At 46.9% G+C, this 21,281-nt stretch carries 22 protein-coding genes; 11 read left to right on the top strand and 11 right to left on the bottom strand.

All coding sequences use genetic code 11. From position 1 onward, the window contains the following. Positions 1–21 precede the first annotated feature (21 nt). Positions 22–555: an HD-GYP domain-containing protein gene (locus DESDE_RS08070; protein ID WP_014793548.1), complete on the bottom strand. Its 534-nt coding sequence runs from the start codon at positions 553–555 to the stop codon at positions 22–24. 232 nt (positions 556–787) lie between these two features. Between DESDE_RS08070 and DESDE_RS08065 the strand changes: the two genes are divergently transcribed. Further along, on the top strand, positions 788–2,380 hold the full coding sequence (locus tag DESDE_RS08065) for a helix-turn-helix domain-containing protein (RefSeq protein ID WP_014793547.1): 1,593 nt from the start codon (positions 788–790) through the stop codon (positions 2,378–2,380). A gap of 108 nt (positions 2,381–2,488) precedes the next feature. Further along, positions 2,489–3,328, top strand: a complete 840-nt coding sequence (locus DESDE_RS08060) for a histidinol-phosphatase HisJ family protein (RefSeq protein ID WP_014793546.1) — start codon at positions 2,489–2,491, stop codon at positions 3,326–3,328. A 105-nt stretch (positions 3,329–3,433) separates the two neighbouring features. On the opposite strand, the gene DESDE_RS08055 is transcribed toward DESDE_RS08060, so the two are convergent. The 5 genes from DESDE_RS08055 to DESDE_RS08035 all read right to left on the bottom strand — a co-directional run bounded on the left by DESDE_RS08055 (position 3,434) and on the right by DESDE_RS08035 (position 8,988). Continuing rightward, positions 3,434–5,770, bottom strand: a complete 2,337-nt coding sequence (locus tag DESDE_RS08055; protein WP_014793545.1) for an ABC transporter permease — start codon at positions 5,768–5,770, stop codon at positions 3,434–3,436. After that, complete coding sequence (locus tag DESDE_RS08050; RefSeq protein WP_014793544.1) at positions 5,767–6,450, bottom strand: ABC transporter ATP-binding protein; 684 nt, start codon at positions 6,448–6,450, stop codon at positions 5,767–5,769. The genes DESDE_RS08055 and DESDE_RS08050 overlap by 4 nt, the downstream gene beginning before the upstream one ends. A gap of 63 nt (positions 6,451–6,513) precedes the next feature. Beyond that, positions 6,514–7,743 carry a sensor histidine kinase gene (locus DESDE_RS08045; RefSeq protein WP_014793543.1) on the bottom strand — a complete coding sequence of 410 codons (1,230 nt, stop codon included), beginning with the start codon at positions 7,741–7,743 and terminating at the stop codon, positions 6,514–6,516. Then, positions 7,740–8,438, bottom strand: coding sequence for a response regulator transcription factor (locus tag DESDE_RS08040; RefSeq protein WP_014793542.1), 699 nt, complete (start codon positions 8,436–8,438; stop codon positions 7,740–7,742). The genes DESDE_RS08045 and DESDE_RS08040 overlap by 4 nt, the downstream gene beginning before the upstream one ends. 22 nt (positions 8,439–8,460) lie before the next feature. After that, positions 8,461–8,988 (bottom strand): methylated-DNA--[protein]-cysteine S-methyltransferase, encoded by a 528-nt coding sequence (locus DESDE_RS08035; RefSeq protein ID WP_014793541.1) that lies wholly within the window; start codon positions 8,986–8,988, stop codon positions 8,461–8,463. A gap of 316 nt (positions 8,989–9,304) precedes the next feature. On the opposite strand from DESDE_RS08035, the gene DESDE_RS21905 reads away from it, so the two are divergent. After that, on the top strand, positions 9,305–9,499 hold the full coding sequence (locus DESDE_RS21905; RefSeq protein WP_162470823.1) for a hypothetical protein: 195 nt from the start codon (positions 9,305–9,307) through the stop codon (positions 9,497–9,499). A gap of 131 nt (positions 9,500–9,630) precedes the next feature. Here the strand turns inward: DESDE_RS21905 and DESDE_RS08030 are convergent, their stop codons facing one another. After that, positions 9,631–10,200, bottom strand: a complete 570-nt coding sequence (locus tag DESDE_RS08030) for a bifunctional transcriptional activator/DNA repair enzyme AdaA (protein ID WP_014793540.1) — start codon at positions 10,198–10,200, stop codon at positions 9,631–9,633. Positions 10,201–10,664: 464 nt separating this feature from the next. Between DESDE_RS08030 and erm (DESDE_RS08025) the strand changes: the two genes are divergently transcribed. The 5 genes from erm (DESDE_RS08025) (at position 10,665) to DESDE_RS21830 (ending at position 16,515) form a co-directional block, all read left to right on the top strand. After that, positions 10,665–11,459, top strand: coding sequence for a 23S ribosomal RNA methyltransferase Erm (gene erm, locus DESDE_RS08025; protein WP_014793539.1), 795 nt, complete (start codon positions 10,665–10,667; stop codon positions 11,457–11,459). Positions 11,460–11,569: 110 nt separating this feature from the next. Next, positions 11,570–12,331 carry an SDR family NAD(P)-dependent oxidoreductase gene (locus DESDE_RS08020; protein ID WP_014793538.1) on the top strand — a complete coding sequence of 254 codons (762 nt, stop codon included), beginning with the start codon at positions 11,570–11,572 and terminating at the stop codon, positions 12,329–12,331. A 305-nt stretch (positions 12,332–12,636) separates the two neighbouring features. Then, positions 12,637–14,829: a catalase/peroxidase HPI gene (katG, locus tag DESDE_RS08015; RefSeq protein ID WP_014793537.1), complete on the top strand. Its 2,193-nt coding sequence runs from the start codon at positions 12,637–12,639 to the stop codon at positions 14,827–14,829. A gap of 521 nt (positions 14,830–15,350) precedes the next feature. Next, a complete protein-coding gene (gene erm / locus DESDE_RS08010) occupies positions 15,351–16,217 on the top strand; it encodes a 23S ribosomal RNA methyltransferase Erm (protein WP_014793536.1) in 867 nt (288 codons plus the stop codon). 37 nt (positions 16,218–16,254) lie between these two features. After that, a complete protein-coding gene (locus DESDE_RS21830; RefSeq protein WP_158309861.1) occupies positions 16,255–16,515 on the top strand; it encodes a hypothetical protein in 261 nt (86 codons plus the stop codon). Here DESDE_RS21830 and DESDE_RS08005 read toward each other — a convergent pair. After that, positions 16,498–17,322: a DUF3102 domain-containing protein gene (locus DESDE_RS08005; RefSeq protein WP_014793535.1), complete on the bottom strand. Its 825-nt coding sequence runs from the start codon at positions 17,320–17,322 to the stop codon at positions 16,498–16,500. The genes DESDE_RS21830 and DESDE_RS08005 overlap by 18 nt on opposite strands. Positions 17,323–17,337: 15 nt before the next feature. Beyond that, a complete protein-coding gene (locus tag DESDE_RS08000; protein WP_014793534.1) occupies positions 17,338–17,745 on the bottom strand; it encodes a type II toxin-antitoxin system HicB family antitoxin in 408 nt (135 codons plus the stop codon). A 207-nt stretch (positions 17,746–17,952) separates the two neighbouring features. Here DESDE_RS08000 and DESDE_RS07995 point away from each other — a divergent pair, with 207 nt between their 5' ends. Further along, a complete protein-coding gene (locus tag DESDE_RS07995; RefSeq protein WP_014793533.1) occupies positions 17,953–18,177 on the top strand; it encodes a DUF1659 domain-containing protein in 225 nt (74 codons plus the stop codon). Between the two features lie 35 nt (positions 18,178–18,212). Next, positions 18,213–18,452: a DUF2922 domain-containing protein gene (locus DESDE_RS07990; RefSeq protein WP_014793532.1), complete on the top strand. Its 240-nt coding sequence runs from the start codon at positions 18,213–18,215 to the stop codon at positions 18,450–18,452. Positions 18,453–18,601: 149 nt separating this feature from the next. On the opposite strand, the gene DESDE_RS07985 is transcribed toward DESDE_RS07990, so the two are convergent. After that, positions 18,602–18,883, bottom strand: coding sequence for a sporulation initiation factor Spo0A C-terminal domain-containing protein (locus DESDE_RS07985; protein WP_242831369.1), 282 nt, complete (start codon positions 18,881–18,883; stop codon positions 18,602–18,604). Positions 18,884–18,989: 106 nt separating this feature from the next. Between DESDE_RS07985 and DESDE_RS07980 the strand changes: the two genes are divergently transcribed. Next, positions 18,990–19,298: a helix-turn-helix domain-containing protein gene (locus tag DESDE_RS07980; RefSeq protein WP_014793530.1), complete on the top strand. Its 309-nt coding sequence runs from the start codon at positions 18,990–18,992 to the stop codon at positions 19,296–19,298. Positions 19,299–19,327: 29 nt separating this feature from the next. Here the strand turns inward: DESDE_RS07980 and DESDE_RS07975 are convergent, their stop codons facing one another. Further along, complete coding sequence (locus DESDE_RS07975; RefSeq protein WP_014793529.1) at positions 19,328–21,280, bottom strand: DUF2075 domain-containing protein; 1,953 nt, start codon at positions 21,278–21,280, stop codon at positions 19,328–19,330. Position 21,281 lies beyond the last annotated feature (1 nt).

Below are 21,281 nucleotides of genomic sequence, written 5' to 3'. Positions count from 1 at the left end.
AAGCGTGGCTTGCAAGCTGCCCTACAGTGTCTTAATAAATTCCCCCACCAGCTCCGGATCAAATTGTGTCCCTGAATTCCTTAATAACTCCTGGATAGCCGCTTTCTTGGATAGGGCCTTGCGGTAGCTCCGGTTGTTAGTCATGGCATCATAAGCATCGGCCAGACCGATCACACGGGAATATAAAGGAATCTCTCCGCCTTTGAGCTGCCGGGGATAGCCCTTGCCGTCCCAACGCTCGTGGTGATAAAGCACAAATTCCGCCATGTTTTCCATTCCTCTGACCGAACCGAGGATTCTGTATCCTATTTCCGAGTGACGCTTTATCTCCGTATACTCTTCTGTGGTCAACTTTCCGGGTTTTTCAAGAATAGCTCTGCAGACAGCTATCTTGCCAAGATCATGAAAAAGCCCCGCAATACTGAGTTCTGTGATAGCCCTTTCCGTTAAGCCTAATTGCCTTCCCATACTTACACAAAGCCGGGAAACTCTATATCCATGCTGACCAATGATGCCTTCAGCATTTATAGTTTTTATCACGGTTCTGTCTTCCATCTTTATCACCTTAATCATTAAAGTCATCGGGAAGAAAAGTTTGCTTAATGTCGTTTCCAGATAAAATATGTCGTTAATCTTCATATAAGAATCATATTATAATGTTATCTGGAAGAATGAAACGATTTTCACTCAGATGTCATAACCATGGCTATGACATCTGAACATCTTTTTAAGACAAATATCCATAAATCTTTATAATGAAAAAGAAGGAAATAAAGAAGGTATATGCATGAACACATCCGTTGATTTTGCCCATTGTCTGAAATACCTGCTTTCTGCACTGGGAGTGAGTATCAACAGACTTTCAAAAGCTCTTAATGTGGATGGCTCCCTTGTTAACCGATGGGTAAATGGGAAAAGGATTCCATCGTATAACTCGAATTACATAGAAGCAATCACACAGTTTTTATCAGCCAACATTAAGAACTCTTTGCAAATCCAGCTCATTAACGAGCTATTTGAAAGAGTTTTTAGTGTTGATGCTGGAACGGACTGCAATGAAGAAAAGATTAAAAAAGTGCTTTTTGAAGCCCAGGGGATTTCCCTCAGCAATCATAAAAAGCACACTAAGGAATCTAAAAAATTGCTTAAATACAAAAAAACAATGGCGAATCCGCCTTTTTTTAATGAAGTGGTCAGTATGTCCCATGAGGACAAGATCATTGCCGGAACCCATAATGTTGCTTCAGCCTTCAGGCATCTTTTAGGCTTGGCACTGCAAACCCATAAAAGAAAAAAAGTAATATACATCACTTATTTCAATGATGTATTTTTTTATATGTCCAGCGAAGAAGATCTCCGACACTTCCAAACCATGCTGTTGGACTTAATGACTCAGGGCTGTGAAGTCCACTATCTGCTGCGAATCACTCATGACGTACAGCGGATGATGGATTTGCTCAATTTTTTAAAACCTCTAATTGGAACAGACCAACTTTATCTCTACTATCTCAAAAGCTACGACTCCTTGGCTCTCGGCAAGGACTATATTATCGTTCCTGAAACCGGGGTCCTGTCTTGTTTTTTTACTCAGGTCAATAACTGCTGCGCTCTCTATCTCAAAAACCCTCTGGCCATCTCCTTCTATGAAGAGTATTGGGTTAGGCTTACCCAGGCTTCCGCAACCCCTTTGCTTATGAACTATCCGGCAGAAAAAGAAGAGAGTTTCTACAGCTCGTATATGGAGTGCGAAGAAGCCATCGGCAATCGGTTCCTTTATAAAGATGGTTTCAGTACCTTTACCCTTCCTCTTCCTCTCTATAAGAAGCTTTTGCAGAAAAGAAAGGCCTCCCAGCAAGAAATGGTTTCAGCCATAGCTTTCCACCAAAAGTGTCTGGAATCTTTCCAGTCCAACATTGAAATCTACGAATACAAAGATATCTATACACTTGATAGCTTAAGTTATCTCGTGAAAAACCGGCAATTTTTCCTCTATGATTCCATCGGGTTCTCTGCGGTGGATCTGGAAATGGAAGAAGTGGTGGACTTCCTGCAACATATGATCTCCCTTCTGAAGACCTACGATCATTACTCTATCGCCTTTGTCAGGAAGAACGCGATCATTCCCGGATTTGAGAAAAATGTATCTTGCTTGCTTAAAGAAAGGCATGCCGCCATCGTCGAGATCTTGGGACCAGCGAATACTGCACCCATGCGTTTTTCCATTCACGAGCCCATGACGGTCAACGCCGTAGAGGAGTATTTCCAAATACTCTGGCAGCAAATCGCCCCCGTGATGAAAAAAAAAGCAGAGGTTATCGCCTGGCTCCAGCAGGAAATCGATTCTCTCAAATCCGCCTTATATCTGAAATCAGATTCATAATCCTTGAATCCATCCAATTTTAACCGTCCTTTAATAGAACCATAAAGGCCGGTTAACAATGCCCTGCTATAGTAGAAGAGGAAAATAATAAACTATATGGAGGACACTATGTTTTTAATGGATTATCACATGCATTCCCTGAACTCAAGCGATGCCCATGATGAGATTACGACCCTCTGCGATAAAGCCATCGCCCGTGGTTTGCAGGAAATCGCCATAACCGATCACTTCGAGCCCTCTTCAGGTAATGAACAGTATTTGCAGTATAATGGGAAAAAGTATTTTTCCGAGATCTCTGAAGCCCGCCAGCGCTTTGAGGGGAAAATAAAGATCAAGAGCGGAGTGGAGTTGGGCCAGCCTCATCGTTTTTCCAAGCATTCACTTAAGCTCATTGAAGAGTACCCCTATGATTATGTTCTCGGCTCTGCCCATCGCCTGCCGAATAACGTGGATTTTGGAGAAGTACACTACACTCCGGAAAACCTGGCCACCTATTGTGCCATCTACCTGCTGGAACTCAAAACCTTAGCCCAATGGGACCATTACGATTGTCTCGGGCACCTGGATCTGGTCAAGCGCTATGCAGCCAATTACCAGCTGCGCGCCAACCTTATGGATTATCAGGAACAGTTGGCAGAGATTCTTAAGATCGTCATTCAAAAAGGCAAAGGGATCGAAGTGAACACTTCCGGGCTCAGACAATCCTCTAAGGAATGCTTGCCGGGCTTGGATATTATCCGCCTCTACAAGGAGCTGGGCGGAGAGATTATTACGGTGGGTTCGGATGCCCATTGGGCTGAAGATGTGGGCAAAGGCATCCCGGAAGGTATGGAACTGATCAGAAGAGCAGGATTTAATTACGTGACCGTCTATACCAACAGAAAGCCAACCATGATAAAAATAGGAGATAAACCGACAGTCTTTACTAGAGGAGGTTTATCGGCATGACATTATCGCCAAGGTAAAAACCCGGTCAACTTTAGTCGAACCGGGTTTTTTCCATTAATCTTCTTTTTTGAGTCTTCCTTTGATATAGGCAACAAGAGTATCCATTTACTTGGCACTTATGGTATCCACAATCGACATAGTGTGAATTTGTTTGGCCGGACCATGGACGGCAAGAAGTGATGTGATCATGACAATGGCCACGATCAGACTAAGTTCCCCAAGGGGGAGCTGCCAGGGATCACCCCAATGGGAGGTAATCATTTTCTCGAACACCAGTTTATGCAGAGTCACCCCCAAAATGCAGCCGACACTACTTCCGGCGGCGGCATAGGTAATTGCCTCCGCTCTTACCATTTTGACAAGCTGATGGTCACTCATGCCGATAGCCCGCATGGCCCCATACTGTTTCAAACGGGCCGCCACACTCATAGCCACACTGTTCACGATATTGAAGACGGTAATGAGCAGGATCACCGCCAAAAAGCCATAGATGAATAAAGCCATGGAGTAAAAAGCTCCCCTCCCTTCACGGTTGCCGGCCCGCTGATCGGAAAACCGGACATCGGGACCGGCCAAAGAGCGAATCTCATCCACATCTTCATCCGTTGCCCCTGAGGAAAGCTGAATATCGATAATCGTGTAGTTCCTTTCACCAGTCAATTCCCGGAAGGTCCCTTCCGAGCAAATCACCGAATCCACACCCTCCACACTGGAAAAAGGACTGGTGGAAAGCACTCCCGCTACCCTAACCTCTTTTGGGACCTCTCCGAAACTAAGGGCGAGCTGGTCCCCCACCTGCAACGGATTTTCTGAATCGTAAACAACCCATACCTGATCTTTCTTCTGAGCCCCTTCATCCAGAGAACCTTCGATCAGGCTGTCCTGCGCCCATGTGAACTGATAATCTTCATAAGAAATCAGGTTGATGGTCCTCTCTTGCCCCTTCACTTTGACCGGGATATCATAGGCGAACATCCGGCCATATGCCCGCTTAACTGCCCTATGGTCACGCAGCTCTTCCAGAAGACCATTGGATACTGAGGGGGTATTATCCGTGCTCACGATGGAAAGATCCGGTGTCCATGGTTTTAATGGCCTGACGGCATGATGCATAAAATCAACGGTAGCTGAAAAGGAAAGAAAAAGGATAATGCTGAGCGAGAAAGAGCCCACCATCAATAGGAAATTCTTTTTGCTTGATGTGGCATGATGGATACCAAGGGCGGTTTCGATTTTAAAAAGAGTGGTATTGGCCGCTCCGGAGATGGGCTGAACAGAGTTTGCATTCCCTGAAACTGCGGCCAGGGGTGAAACACGGGCCGCTTTTTTGGCCGGGGATTGGGCGGCTAAGAGCACCGTAACGATACCTACCGCTATACCGGACAGGATACTGATCCAACTGATGCCAAAGGTCGGCAGCTCGGAAAAATAACCGGGGCTTAAAATTTTCAGAACCCCGCAAAGCGCCCACACGACCATGATTCCCATGCCTAGTCCCAAAGGGATAGCCGTTTTGCACCATTGCATCCCTTCCCGGCGGACAAACCTCATAATTTGCTTTTGGGTCGCTCCCAGACAGCGCAGCATCCCAAAAAACTCCGTCCTTTGCATGACATTGCTGTTCAGACTGCCGGCAATCATGAGAACCCCAGCCAGCAAGACCACGATGAACAAAACCCCGGCGATACCATAGAGTCCAAGCACATAATTGTTATCGCTTTGGCCCAGCACCGCCAGCAAATTTCCATTTTCCAGGACTTGCTGATCGGCAAGTCCGTATTGCTTTGTTATATCGGCAATCACTTTTTGCATAGTGCAGTAGGGAGAGAGCTGAACCATATATTGGCTTGTGTAGCCCTCCTGGGGAATGGAGGAACGCAATCCCTCGGTGGTAAGGAGCAAGGCATGGGTATCCTGCTTCAGCAATTGGGAAGTCCCTTCAACGAAACCCACCACAGTAAGCTGTACCGGTTCAGAACCGGAATGCTCCAGTGTGATGATATCCCCCAGGTTGATCCCCATACCACTTTTCGCGTTTACAGTCAGGGCAGCTTCATTTTCTCCGGTTGGGTAGACTCCCTCCGTGATCTGCGTAGGGAGCATTTCCTCAAATGTATTCTTATCTAAACCAACGGCAGCCACGGATTTTCCGGAAAGGGTATACTCCTCTTTCTCACCAAGATAGGTATACCAACCCGAGAATTTAACCTCCGGCCTGGCGGCGATCATGGCGGCAGTGTGTTCATCAATACCGGAGAACAATACATGCCAGTTGCCGCCTTTTTTGATCTCCTGCAATTGTTGGCTGCGTAGTTCCATATCAGCCATACCGAAAATAGCGGTAACCAGAAATACGGCCAGAACAATACAAATCCGGGTCATTCTGCTCTGTTTTTTATGAACCTTGGCGGAAATAGGGATGAGGTCCAGATAGCTTTTCATCCCCTCATCCCTCCCAGATCGGCAAGCACACCGTCCGTTACCTTCAGGACGCGATCTACCGAGGAAGTCAGATTAATATTATGAGTAATCATCAAAATAGTCTGCTGATAGTGCCGGGAGGCTTTCAGAAGCAAATCCATGACATCCCGGCTGTTCTTGCTGTCCAGGTTCCCCGTGGGCTCGTCGGCCAGGATCAGCATGGGCTTGGTAATCAAAGCACGGCCAATAGCCGTCCGTTGCTGCTGACCGCCGGAAAGCTGGCTGGGAAGATGATTCCTGCGTTCCGTCAGCCCCAATACCTCTAAAATCTCCTTGACTGAACCGGGATCAGGTTTTTGATAGTCCAGCAGAAGGGGAAAAATAATATTCTGCTCCACCGTTAATTCCGGGATCAATTGAAAGGACTGAAAGACAAAGCCAATATTTCTACGTCGGAAAACGGTCCGCTCTCTTTCCTTCATACTGAAGAGATTTCTGCCCTCCAGAAAGACTCCGCCGGAGGTGGGGTTATCCAAACCGCCGATGCAGTTCAGCAAAGTGCTTTTGCCGGAGCCGGATTCACCGACCACCGCCGCAAATTCCCCTTTTTCCATAGTAAAAGAAACCTCTTTTAAGGCCTGGACCTGGGCTTCTCGTGTTCCATAGGTTTTACAAAGCTTTTCAACCTTCAGAATGTCCATAACTTCCTTACCTCCTTCCCTTAAAAGATAAGGGATACAGCTTACATTGAGGTGAATCTCACCTTACAATTCCGTAAGGAAGGATATCGTAAAGGTTGTGCCCGCATTTTGCATGCTTTGAACGGACAGGACTCCTCCCTGCCCCTCAATAATGGCTTTGGCCAAGGCCAGGCCGAGACCGGCTCCCTGGGTATCTTTGGCCTGTTTGCTGCGGTAAAACCGTTTGAAAATATGGTGAAGATCCTCCGGAGCAATACCCGTTCCATCATCGGCAATAGCAATCCGCACCATGGCCTGAGAGCGTTCCCAGGAAATGTGGATATGACCGCCGGGAGCGGTGTGATCCAAGGCATTCTTGATAATATTTCCCACAGCCTCCCTCGTCCACTGCAGGTCACAGCTAAGCTCTTCCTCCGGTTGTCCGCTTACACTGATCTTTTTGTCTTCACTCCCGGCACGTGTGGTTAATTCCTCAACCGCTTGAGCTATGATCTCAGAGATCCGCCGGGGTGCTTTTTCAAAGGCTATACTTCCTGCATCAAGGCGGGTGATTTTGAGAAGGGACTGGATCAATTGCTCCATACGGCTGAGAGCCGCCTTTGTTTTTCGGGAAAACTCTGTGATGATGGCGGGATTATCCGGCTCTTCCCAGATAATCTCGTTGTACATCGTAAGGGCGGTCAGGGGTGTTTTCAGCTGATGAGAAATATCCGAGATGGTGCTTTTTAAAAACTCCTTGACCTTGTATTCAGTTTCCCCCTTGGCCTGCAGTGCCGAGGCAAGGCTCTCCACGGCAGCAAAGAGCCGGGACAAAGTTCCCTCATCGGAGCGCGGCAAATGGGCTGTAAAATCTCCTTCGGAAAACCCGCCGATGACTTGTAAAGCCTGACGATACAGCCGTTCCCTTCTTATAAGAAAAAGCCAGCAGAAAGCAAGGAGAAGGAGGATAAAGATGAATGTACCCGAAAGAACAAATTGAAAGGTAGCTCCTGCAAAACCGGAGACGGCGGGCAGGTAATGAGAGGCGGTTTGTTCTGTATAACCCAGCTGTCTGAGTAAGCTTTTCCCTGCTCCATCATCTTGGGTGCTCCCCACCGCGGAGGCGATCACATCCGGTGGTACACCTTGCTTCAGAAGAGCACCGACCATGGCACTATCGTGGGACAAGAGCATTTCCTTGGCAGCTTGGGTCTGACCCATGCACAAAAGCCAGCTCCAGCCCAGCAAAAGAGTGGAAAGAAGGATTAAACCATAACAGAAATGACGGGATTGTTTTTCTCGCCAAAAACTCATTCCGACACCTCTCTCCATTGGTAACCGAAACCCCGGACCGTTATCAAATGTTCAGGATGGGACGGGTCGTCCTCCACCTTTTCCCGCAGACGGCGGATATAAACGGAAAGGGTATTATCGTCCACAAAGTCCCCGGTGCCATCCCATAATTCATTCAATATAACGTTGCGGGTGACCACACGTCCGGCGTTGCGCACCAATAAGCATAGCAGCCGGTATTCGGCATGGGTTAATTCCAGCGGTTTGCCTTTAAGGAGAACACGGCTGCCCAGCAGATCAATGGAAAGATCGCCACAAGCAAGGGTTGATGATGGAGAGGGCTGGGAAGCTCCGGCACGGCGCAGAAGGGCCCGGATCCGCGAACATAATTCCCCCAGCTTAAAGGGCTTGGTAATATAATCGTCCCCGCCGCTGTCTAAGCCGCGGATGACATGGACTTCTTCATCCGCAGCGGTCAGGAAGATAATGGGGACCTGACTCCCCTTCTCCCTCACCTCTTCGCATACCGAAAAGCCTGTCCCGTCCGGCAAGGTAACGTCAAGGAGCAACACATCGTAGTGCTCCTTGGCTAGACATTCCCTGGCCTCCTGGACTGTACGGGTGATTTCGACCTCAAATCCATTTCTTTTCAAAGCATATTGCAAACCATCAATCAGGCTTATATCATCTTCTAAAAGTAAAATCTTCTGTTTCATCACCGCTTCTCCTCTGATTTCTTCAGACTTCAAACAGCTTTCTGGATGTAAGGTCCGCCTCCTCAAGCCGGAGCAAAGCCTTCTTCTTTTCCAGACCTCCCGCATAACCGGTCAGGCTTCCGCTAGCACCCACCACCCTATGACAGGGTATAAGAATAGAGATAGGATTATGCCCCACCGCACCACCTACAGCCTGGGCGGACATGGAGGATAACCCCCTGGTGGCGGCCAGCTTTTTACCAATTTCCCCATAGGTGGTAAGGCGGCCATGGGGAATCTCCAGAAGGATGTCCCAAACCGCTTTTTGAAAATCCGTCCCTTTGGGGGCCAGCTCGGGAAAGGGGACGGCAGCACTTTCTCTGCCGGAAAAATAATTGTCCAGCCAGGTCTGCAGAGTCTGAAAAACCCGATGCTCCGGTTCATTGTCCCAGGCATCCGTTTGAGCGGGATAATATTTTTGTCCGATAAACCAAAGCCCGGTAAGGGCTTCTTCTTCAGCAGATGCTGTGGCGGGGCCGAGAGGGGTACTGATGGTGCATGTATAAATCATTTCTTAAATCACTCCTTTAGAAGGTGAAAAAGTTGCTTGGGGAGAGTAGCTTTACGTACAACGCTCTCTCCATAGCTCCAGGGCTGGTCAATTCACCTTTCTTAACAGCTCCGCCAAACCTCCGGGTAATACCTGATGTGAACCGGCGGCTCCGCTATGTTAAGAAAGCCTCATTGACCTCGTCGCCCTTCCGCTTAAAGAAAGCTTGGCTTATGGTGAGTGAAGCGAAGCAGAAGCCTTAGCTGCCTTATACACAGTGAAATCCGTTCGCTTTTGTGCGTAAAGCTACTCTTGCGGGTCTTTTTCGGCTTTTCTTTTGAGTTCTTTTTGTGCTTTCTTCAGGGTAGGCGGCCATGCCGCAGGTGGTGGCAAAAGACAGCCCAAGGATTTTGCTTTAAGGCAGAGAACGGATTCTAAGCGAGCAGGTAAGCAATCTTCGCGAAAAGACTGCAGCGGAGTCGGGTTGGAAACAGGACGTTTCCAACCGGCTATGAGGCAGGAGCCGATTTAGCCGGGAACCCGACGCAGCGGAGGTCTTGAGCGATTAGATTACTCCGCGCAGCTTATAGAGTGAACGCCGAAAGCAAAATCCTGGAGAATCAGCTTTCAGGCCAATCCCCCCACAGCCACTAGCACCAATGCTCACCGACTTTCCTCCCTCCGGAGAACGGAACAACGATATTCTTTGGGCGACACCCCGGTCAACCGCCGAAACTGAGTGTAAAAGGTGGAAAGACTCTCAAACCCGCTTTGCAGAGCAATTTGCAAAGTGCTGCCCTGGGTATGGATCAGCAGCTTTTGAGCAGAGGCAATGCGCAACGTATTCAGATACTCCCCCGGAATCTTCCCATAGTGTGCATAAAACACCTGACTCATACGGTTCCGGCTGACGCCAAGCTTTTTCAGTTCTTCCCGTACCCGGCCGTGATCGGAATAATAAAGGTCGTATACCCCTTTGATTTTTTCAGCCAGCTCTTTTTGCGGTTGGAATTCCGCCAAATCAGGCCGGCAGCGTTTACAGGGCCGCAGTCCCCAGGCCCGCGCCTCGGCAGCGGTGTCAAAAAAAATCACATTCTCCCGCTTAGGGTTTTTAGATTTACAGGAGGGACGGCAGAAAATCCCCGTGGTTTTTACGCCGTAAAAAAACTTTCCATCATAGATCGGATCGCAATCAAGCACAGCTTTCCATCTTTCTTCTTCACTGAGCGTCATCCGGACACCTCCTTAAGTTACTTGCGTTACATAAGGTGAATCTGTCTTTCGATTCCTGGTCCACCTGTTTATTATGCCACACTTCCCCATTTCATGGCATGACATCTTCACTCACTTTTGTAGCTTTTATATAGGAAGGGAAATTTGATTTCAGCCACTGGGACAAACGGCGGCTATTCCACCTCCACTATAATCGATTTTTGGGGAGGCTGTCTTCCGATATTGCATCATTCAATTTTTGCATAGAATCCGATATGAACAAGGATTGTATTGACAATACCTTTGTTTTTTGTATAATGATCCTATAATTTGATTGGGAGGCTTCAATACACCTATGTTTGGTATTTGGTTTATTCGGATTCGTTAATAAGGTGTGCGGAACAATAAGGGAAGTATAAACACTCTTCCTCTGTTTTCGTGCACCTTTTTTCGACTCGAATAGAACAAAAAGAGGTGTATTTTTTATGTCCAAAAATAGAAGCCAAGGGCAAACCTTGCCCCTTTGGGTATCTCAAAACTACTTGACCAGATATAAAACCATTAAAAGCCTGCTCTCTCGAACCACAATCGGCGCCAATGATCATGTCATTGAAATTGGTCCGGGAAAAGGCCATATAACCGGCTTGCTTGTTGAAAGCTGCCGGAAAGTAACCGCTATTGAGATCGATGAAAAATTATATGATAGGCTTCACCAAAAATTTAACGATTCTGCAAATCTGCACCTATATCATCAAGACTTCCTGAAATGGCGGCTCCCCGCTTCTGGAGACTATAAAGTCTTTGCCAATATTCCTTTCTGTCATACCACCGCTATTCTTCGTAAGCTGACAGAAAGCCGAAATCCGCCGGCAGAAGCGTGGCTGACCATGGAAAAAGGTGCAGCCAGGCGCTTTATGGGCAAACCCCATGAAACACTGAGATCGCTCATGATAAAGCCGGTGTTCGATCTGAAGATCGTCTACCATTTTCTTCGGGAGGATTTCCATCCCAAGCCTGGTGTGGATGTGGTACTGCTTCACTTAAAGAAAAAGACACAGCCGGATATATCCCCCGCTCAATGGCGCAATTATGAGCACTTTATTACACGCGCTTTACAAGGCAATCGGGCCGGACTCAGGCGTATATTTACCCAAAAACAGTTATCCCGGGTTTTTCGGGAAGCAGATATTAGTGATTTTGTAACCGGCGAAATCCTTTATGTGCAGTGGCTTTGCCTTTTCCGCTCCTATTGCAAGCATGTGCGTTGCAGCAAACAATAAACATGGATAATCTAATTATTAATCCTTCTTCTATCATTACTTTTGTCCTTGCAGTGCATACTAAGTTCACAAATACAATGAATTACTGTTAACTATAGGAGGATAAGAACATGTTTAATTTGCAAGGCCGTGTGGCTGTTATTACCGGAGCGTCCAGTGGATTAGGTATGCAAATGGCTCATGGGCTGGCTGAACAAGGTGCCGATGTGGTGCTGCTGGCCCGCCGTGAAGACAGATTGCGTAAAGTCGCAGAAGATATAGAAGGTCAATATGGTGTTAAGGCTTATCCAATTCCTTGTGATGTGACTCAACTGGCTTCTGTCCAAGCTGCCGTTCAAGCTGCTCTAAACCGGTTCGGCAAAGTGGATATACTCATTAACAACGCCGGAATCGGCTCCGTTATGCCCGCCGAAAAAATGGACGATGAAGTATGGGAACACAATCTATCCGTCGACCTGACCGGTGTCTTTCGTACCGCCCGTGAATTTGGTAAAGTCATGCTGGAAGCCGGTTATGGGCGCATTATCAATATTTCCTCCATGTACGGAATGGTAGGAAACTCAGCTACACCTGCTTCCGCCTATCATGCAGCTAAAGGTGGGGTCGTCAACCTCACCCGCGCCTTGGCAGCAGAATGGGCTGACCGTGGTGTCACCGTAAATTGTATCTGCCCAGGTTATTTTGAAACGGAATTGACCGCCGATACTCTGAAGACGGAAGAATTCAAGGCTTATATGGAGCGTACCGTCCCCCTTAAACGTTACGGAAATTCCGGTGAATTGAATTCAGCCGCTTGCTTCTTAGCGGCTGATGAATCATCCTATGTAACCGGAGCCATTTTACCCATTGATGGGGGTTACACCTGCGTTTAAATTTAGATGCAGATCGTAGACTACATCACCCTTTCTTCTCTGCCTGCCCAAGCAAAAATCCTAAACTTTAGTACCAAATGAACAGGAGAATAGTAATGGGATGGAGAAGAAATATAATCAATAACACATAAATCATCAGTTCATCTGATGATTTATTTTATAAGTTTTAAATTTATCTTTACCATCTTGTAATCCCCAAATATTAATATATAATATAGATTGTAATGATTATAATTTGCATTTATCTCCCAAGTGATGAGATAATGCAGTTTTTCTCAAGATTATTTATAGAAGGAGGTAATTTAATGGATGAAAAGAGATGCCCGGTGACCGGCCACACACAAAACACCAATGCAGGCGGTGGCACTAAAAACAAAGACTGGTGGCCCAATCAGCTGAACCTCAGCGTTCTTCATCAAAACTCCGTTCTAGGCAATCCCATGGATCCTGACTTCAATTATGCTGAAGAATTTAAGAAGCTTGACCTGGAGGCCGTAAAGAAAGACCTTTATGCCCTGATGACCGACTCTCAGGATTGGTGGCCTGCCGATTACGGTCACTATGGTCCCCTCTTTATACGAATGGCCTGGCATAGTGCCGGTACATACCGCCTGAACGACGGACGAGGGGGCGCAGGGAACGGAACCCAGCGCTTTGCTCCCCTCAACAGCTGGCCGGACAATGTGAACCTGGATAAGGCCCGCCGTCTGCTCTGGCCCATTAAGCAGAAATATGGGAAAAAAATCTCCTGGGCTGACCTGATGATCCTGGCCGGGAATTGTGCTCTGGAATCCATGGGATTCAAAACCTTCGGCTTCGCAGGCGGCCGCGAGGACGTTTGGGAACCCCAGGAAGATATTTATTGGGGTTCTGAAGGAGAATGGCTGGGCGACCAACGCTATTCCGGGGACCGGGATCTTGAGAATCCTCTCGCCGCAGTGCAAATGGGCCTCATTTACGTCAATCCGGAAGGTCCCAATGGACAACCCAGCGTCCTTGCTTCCGGCCGGGATGTGCGGGATACCTTTAAGCGCATGGCCATGAATGATGAAGAGACTGTGGCACTGGTTGCCGGCGGGCACACCTTCGGCAAATGCCATGGTGCCGGTCCCGCATCCCATGTTGGTCCTGAACCTGAGGGCGCCGACCTTGAAGATCAGGGTTTAGGCTGGAAGAGCACCTTCCGCAGCGGCAAAGGGGGCGATACCATCGGCAGCGGTATCGAAGGTGCCTGGAAACCCAACCCCACCACATGGGATATGGGCTATTTAAACACCTTGTTCAAATACGACTGGGATCTGGTGAAAAGTCCCGCCGGAGCGTGGCAGTGGGTTCCGACTGACCCAGCTGCGGTAGATACCGTGCAGGATGCCCATGATCCTTCCAAACGGCATGCACCCATGATGACCACGGCGGATCTCTCCCTGCGAATGGACCCGATTTATGGACCGATTGCCAAGAGATACCGGGATAACCCTGCGGAATTCGCCGACGCTTTCGCCCGGGCCTGGTTCAAGCTGACCCATCGCGACATGGGACCCCGCTCCCGTTATCTCGGTCCGGAAGTTCCTGAGGAAGAACTGATTTGGCAGGACCCGGTACCCCCGGTGGATCATAAATTAATCGATGAACAGGATATCGCCACTCTCAAAGCTAAGATCCTGGCCTCCGGCCTTTCCGTCTCCGAGCTGGTCTCCACTGCCTGGGCATCCGCTTCCACCTTCCGGGGTTCGGATAAACGGGGCGGCGCCAATGGAGCACGGATCCGCCTGGCACCTCAGAAAGATTGGGAAGTCAATCAACCCGCTCAGCTGGTCACGGTACTGGCAACTCTGAAAATAATCCAAGCTGAGTTTAATAGCTCCCAATCCGGTCAAAAGAAGGTTTCCCTGGCTGACTTAATCGTTCTGGGCGGTGCCGCCGGTATTGAGCAGGCCGCCAGGAATGCCGGCAGCACTCTGGTTGTTCCCTTCAAGCCAGGCCGCACCGACGCCTCCCAGGAGCAGACCGAAGTGTATTCCTTCGCCGTCATGGAGCCTAAAGCCGATGGTTTCCGCAACTATCTGAAAGGTAAATCTTCCGCATCGGCAGAGGAATTGCTGGTTGACCGGGCCCAACTGCTGACCCTGACCGCTCCGGAAATGACCGTTCTCATCGGCGGTCTGCGGGTTTTAAATATCAATTACGGACAGTCTCGGCACGGTGTCTTCACCCAACGTCCGGAAGCCCTCACCAATGACTTTTTCGTCAATCTCCTCGACATGAGCACTGAATGGAAAGCCGTATCGGAAGAAAGAGCCCTGTACGAGGGCCGGGATCGGGCCACAGGAAAACTGAAATGGACCGGCACCCGGGTGGATCTGGTCTTCGGCTCCAACTCCCAACTCCGGGCCCTGGCTGAAGTCTATGCCTGCGGTGACTCTCAGGATAAGTTCCTCCAGGACTTTGTATCGGCCTGGAATAAAGTAATGAACGCCGATCGCTTCGATCTGGCTTAAGACAACAGCAGATTAGATCTGAAATAACCGCCATCCGCTAGGGGCGGTTATTTCTTTTGGGTATTCGGATTATCAGCAAGTAATGTTTTCATTGACTTTATCTATAGTTAAAATTATAATGTACACGGCATTTAACGTAATTAAACTAAGGAGGGTTGTTAAAAACTATGGGTGTTATTATTACTTTCCGTGCTTTGAACTGGTAATTTAATAAGTTCGAAGGCTCTGTTTTCGCTTACAGAGTAAACGGGATAAGTCCGCCCATTTTTAACAATCTTCATTAAAATATTTTTGTTAATGAGAGGAAAGACTGATTATTCAATCTTTCCTTTTATATTGTTATGAGCACTTTCTTTAGCTTTTAAGCTATTGAAAGTCTATTTGGTGCTATTCAGTTTTTTAATACGCCACAATTCATTTTGTCTTACCACAAAATTGATCCTGTTTACTGGAAGCCACAGACGCCTATGTCTGTGGCTTTTTTTGCGTTCAGAGCCTTAAAGTAAGAAAGGGTTGTTTGAATGACAAGAAGAAGGAAAAAGAATCAAAATAGAAAATTTACCACTGGGAATTCCCCCAATTTTAGCGGGCAACATTTGATTCATAATAAGAAGCTGATTAATGAGATTGTAGATCAAGCAAAAATCAGCACTCATGATATAGTTTTAGACTTAGGTGCCGGAAAAGGGGGATTGACATTGGTTTTAAGTAATCAAGCAAGAAAGGTTGTCGCTGTTGAATACGATCAAAAGTTTATAAAGAAATTAAAACAGCTTGAAATGAAAAATACAGTGATAATCGAGCAGGATATATTAAAAATTTCGCTACCTCGAGAGCATTTTGTAGTTGTTTCAAATATTCCATATGCCATTACAACACCGATTATGAAAATGCTTCTTAATAACCCATCAAACGGTTTTCAAAGAGGAGTTATCGTAATGGAAAAAGGTGCAGCCAAAAGATTCACGTCAAATTTTGTGAAAGATCCATATGTAATCGCTTGGAAAATGTGGTTTGATATTCAGTATGTTAAAGCGATTTCAAGTAAGAATTTCTCTCCACCACCAAGGGTTGATTCCGCAATGATTACCATAAACAGAAAAGCTAAACCGATTGTACCTTATAGCGATTATTTAATCTTTTGGGGATTAGTCGCTTATGTGCTTAAAAACCCCCAATTATCTATCGATTTAGCATTGAGAGGTGTATTTACACCACCTCAAATTAAGCATTTAAAAACTAGTCTTCGCATAAAGAATGAGGTTACAGTTGCGACTTTATCGGAACGGCAATGGGGACTCATATTTGAAACAATGGTGAAGCATGTTCCAAAATTCAGATGGCCGAAGATAAAAAAAGCTGTGTTGCTCCTCTCCCCCTCCAGATAGTGCGGCTGCCAGCATTGCCGAATATTATAGCGATTATGTGACACCCGAGCTGCTGCAACAATGGCAGGCTGATCCGCAAAGGGCTCCGGGCCGCATGGTTTCCTGCCCGTGGCCCGACCGTATCGATATTCTAACAACAGAAATGCATGCTATAGACCAATGTACAGTTCACGGGGAGATCATCGAGGTCACCAGCTTGGAAATGGTACAGGGTGGAGCTGAAATAAAATACCCCTTTATCCGTATATTTACCATTCGGATAAAGGGGTTTCATTTTATTTTACATTTTCGCTTTTAAGCCCTCCGCCAAGAAATTTACGATCTTATCTTTGTAGACTTTATAAGTGTCCGGCTCCTGCTTGGCAAATTCCTTCAACTCCCACAAAAGTTCCCTGAAGTTCCGGTCCAGGCTCTCGTATAAAAAGGCAACTTTATTGGCCTTGCTCTTGTGGTAAGCCTGATCAAGCCTGTTGCTCATCCGGTCGATGGCCTGGGCGGAAGTATCATGCTTAAGGTTTTTCAGATCCAGGCTTAGCTTCTCGGCCCTGGCCTCGCTCTTTGCTTTGGCTTGATTCAACTCTTCCACTTTTGTTATTAGGTTGTCCCGTTCGTCGCTCAGCCGAGTTATCTGGCCGTCCTGGTCCGCCAGGGCTTGCTGAAGTTCTGTCTTTTCTTGCAGGGCCCGGTCCCGTTCTTCCGCAGCCCGGTTCCGCTCTTGAACCGCCTTTTGCAGTTCCCTTGTTGACATGCTTTCCAGATCCAGCTCTGCAATAAACTGAGCCCGTTCCTCCTCCGGGACGCCCAGAAGAATGATTCCCTGGGTGTAGTTCAGTTTGGCAAGCGCTTGCGAATCTTGTAAAGCAGGCTGATTGGATCCATACTCCTCAAACAGGCGGATCAGGTTGTTTGCTGTTCTCTGAGAGTAACTTACTGATTCTTCCAGCCACTTGCCCCATTCCCCATAGGGGATCAGACTTTTGGCCTCCGCCAGGCGGCAGCCGATCTCGATGGCACTGAAGAGAAGAACTTTGCTCACCTGATGTTTAATCGTATTTATTTCAGCCGCAATTAAAAGCGGCGTGCGTTCTATGCTCAAATCCTCCATCAAGGTTCCCTGCCTTTAATCGGGAATTCCCAGCTCATCCATTAACCCTTCCTTCAGGATTCGGACGAAATCCACACCATTTTCTTCCCCCAGATCCTTTAACCATTTAGGAATCATGATACATTTGGAAACCGATTTCTTATCAAGGGCCCGCCGGACCTCCAACATATCAGCTTCCAGCACAATGACCACGGCGTCCTCCCGCTTTTGCCAGTTTGCAGGATCGGAGGCTTCCGGGACCTGTTTCTTGTCCTTTTCCATACGATATAGATAAATCTCCAAAGAAAGCTCCGCCTGGTGAAAAGCGTCTTCCGGTGTTTCCCCCTGGCAGATAAGGTCCGGCAGATCCGGGAAAATGACGATATACCTGCCCGATAGGGCATTGTACTCGACGATGGCCGGAAAGACATAGTTCATGATCATGATTACCGCGTCCTTTTTGGTTAATCTATTCATAGACTATGCGGTCAAGGTCTTAAGTGTGACGAACCAAATGATATTTTTAAGAATAACCCTTCCTTAACAAAGCCGTCCTTGCCTCTGTCACCTCCGGATGAACAAGCCCATAAGATAAACGGACAGGACGGGTTCTCCCGGCCGGTCAATACTGCAGAAAGGAGGGTGACGCACATGGGTGTAGTAGCTTATCCATTGAGTTCGACGGTAGTGATAAGATATCAAGTGGGCGAAACCCCCTCCGGCACTCCGATCATCAGGCAAAAAAGCCTGAACAATGTCAAAGCTAACGCCACGGACCAAGATATTTATGATGTGGCGGCAGCTTTATTCGGCCTGAGCGAACGCCTGGTGATTCAGACGATTCTCAGGAAGAATTTCGATCTGATAGACGAGTAACTCTCGGAAGCATTGACCAGAAAGGAGGTGCAGCGATGGCCATCATAAACAAAACGGTTCTGCGGTTGACCTTTAATACGACGGGTAACAAAGCGTTTTCCTTCAGCCTGGATGACCCCAGGCCGGACTTGACCAAAGGTGAAATCGAAGCCGCTATGGATACGGTTATTGAAAAGAATATCTTTCTTTCCGCCAGCGGAGAGCTGACCGGAAAGAGAGATATTCGGATCGTGGGAACGATGACCAATGACATGTACGATCCCCCTCAAGCTTAAACGGGGGCTCAGCAGGGTCATTGGTCGTGCTCTAAATCAAGAGGCGGCCGTCTGGCCGCCCCTTGATCTTCTTAAGCTGCTATTTTTCCGAAAGTCGTGCTGTCTACCTTTTCCGCCTCAGCATCTCCAGCACCTTTTTTAAGTTCAATTCAGCCTCTCTCAGCTTTTACCATCTCCTTTAGCAATTTATGAGCTACAGATTCAACAAATTCACCCGCTGTAGGTACTTCACTCCTACGAGGTATACTCTCTTGCATCATCTTTTCACGATCGGATTTGTCAGTTTTTGTGTAAGCAAGATCAATAGCTGCCTGCATGCCCTTTTTAACTTCTGCAACAGTTACACCATGTTTTTTTGCAGTTTTACGATATATATTTCTCATATTCATACCGGTTTGCCACCCTTCACGCCTTCTAATATTGTAATTCATTCAATATTACAATATTTAATATTGTACGTCAATTAAAACAGGACTTCAGATATTGTGAATATATCTTTAATGAAATGTACAATATTGTATATAGGTGGTGGTACATATGTATGAAAAATTTCTATCTGAGCGAATTGCCAAACTGAGAACTATGAAAAAGGTTTCTGCCCGTGATATGAGCTTATCCATTGGGCAGAATGAAAACTATATCAATCATATTGAAAACGGAAAATCCATGCCCTCTATGCAAGTATTCTTTTATATCTGCGAATACTTCAAAATCTCCCCCAAGGAATTCTTTGACGAAAGCACAAGCTATCCGGCTTTAATAAGGGAGATCATCGAGGATTTAAAGACCTTGGACGAAAAGCAAATAACCAACATTCATGAAATAATCAAAGGCCTAAAAAAATGAAGCAGTACTAGCACCTGCTTCATTTTTTATTATTCTCTTCCTTTATACTTCTTGTTAGGCTCTTCTGCCGCCATTGAATAGCTCTTTTCATTACAGCTATAACGGGGACCACTAATCCTGCTTTTCAGATATTCGGCTAATTCTCTATTACAGCAGTAAACATAACACCCCTTTTGCCCTCGCGTCATCAGTACCTTATAGGTATTCCGAATGACCTCATCCGCCATGAGCTTCGCCTTTTCCACAACAGAGGGATCCTTATCCTTTATCATCGTTTTATAGCCTCGAAGGGTTTTATTGGCATCCACTTTGTCACGGGCTTCAGGTTGGGTTACGATCACACCATCCTTAACGATCAGATCCTCACCGATAATTACACCGACGTAATCAAACTCGAGTCCCTGGCAAGTATGAATACACCCTATCTCCTCAATTGAATCTTCCGCAATAGCCCACAGAGATCCATCACTGCTTTTGTTCCATCTGACCTGATAATCTCCGATATTGATATCTGTAGCTATGGGATTTTTCTTGCTGGCCCATGGCCAACAATACCCCGCAACCATTCTCGACCCGCTTCCGAAATTCACCGACACATTTTTTTCGCGAATCAAGCGGTGTAATTCAGCGGGAGAGTCTATTATCCTGAAATCGTAATCAATACCTTCAAGGGTCATATTTGCCGTTTCACGAATGCCAAGCGTAGTGTCAAGCCATGCAAGATAGCCATCAGATCCATTGCAGCGGAACTGAGATGGCAAATCCTTTACCGTCACTTCCGCGCCGAAAGCCTTTGCCTGTTTGACGATTTCCTCTTCACTGCCAATATCCTCGATCAGTACTTTTTGTGCTTCGTCCAGGAAAAATACGGTTAGCTTCGCAGCATTGATCAGGTCCTTAACTTGATTTCCTTTATACGTATTGAGGAGGTTACGAGCACTCAAGCGATGCGCCTCATCAACGATCAATACATCCATGGCATTTTCCTCTAAACCCTGATAAACGGTTGCCCCCTTGAACATATTGGAGATACGGGTTTTGCGCATCTCACCGGATAGTCTCGCCTCGTATATCGCCCGCGGGGCCGCGTTGCTTGTCACGTAGTGAACCAGCTTTTCCCGCTTCGTCAATTCAACGATTAAATTAATTGCAACAACAGATTTCCCTGTTCCCGGTCCTCCTCTGACAATGAGTACACGCTTCTTCTTTCCGGTCACTGTATCAGCTAAAGCCAATGCCGTTTCATAAACGGTTTTTTGTTCTTCGATAAGAACGAATTCCCGTTTGCCCGCCATCAAAGAGGCGAGACAATTGGCCAGATTTTTGGACGGGCGAATCTTACCGGCATCTATTTTATAAAGCACTTCTTTTTTATCGCCATGTTTGATGAACCGTTTGATGAAACTGCGCAATTTTTCACTGTCATTCTTCAGAAAAGCTGGGGCTTCACGCAAATACTCTTCGTAGAATGAATTTCTGATAACCGGTACGTTTTCATCTTCTTTATAGTTATGAAGATAAGCACACGGATATAAGCCAATCTGCTCCTGTTGAATGGTCGTATTGTAATCCTCCATAAGTGTTTTATAGGACCAGGCCTGATATGAAGGATGTCGGACATCACCGTATGGCGCGACTTGAACGTGATCGTTCAATCTTGACAATTTCGCCTCATCCCATTGTTTAAGCTCAATAATGATGACATTTCCGCTTCTATTCTCGTCATATCCCGAAATAATGAAGTCGATTCTTCTTCCGGTCTGCGGAATATTATATTCAATTGCAATTCCCGAATTATCCGGAATTGCTGTGTCGTCGAGAATGTTGCGCATAAACTGCAGGGAAACCTGCCAGGACTGCTGTTCAGATCTTCCAACTCCGCGCCCGAATTTCCGTTTCATAGAATCAAGGATCATATCGGAGATCCGGTTATCCCGAACGTGCTGCATAAAGTCTTTTTTTAATTCAGCATAAACAAGCATG

It is taken from the genome of Desulfitobacterium dehalogenans ATCC 51507, from assembly GCF_000243155.2.
GTDB classification, from domain to species: Bacteria; Bacillota; Desulfitobacteriia; order Desulfitobacteriales; family Desulfitobacteriaceae; genus Desulfitobacterium; species Desulfitobacterium dehalogenans.
The sequence above is the reverse complement of the archived record's forward strand: the minus strand, read 5'-3'. Positions and strand labels throughout refer to the sequence as shown.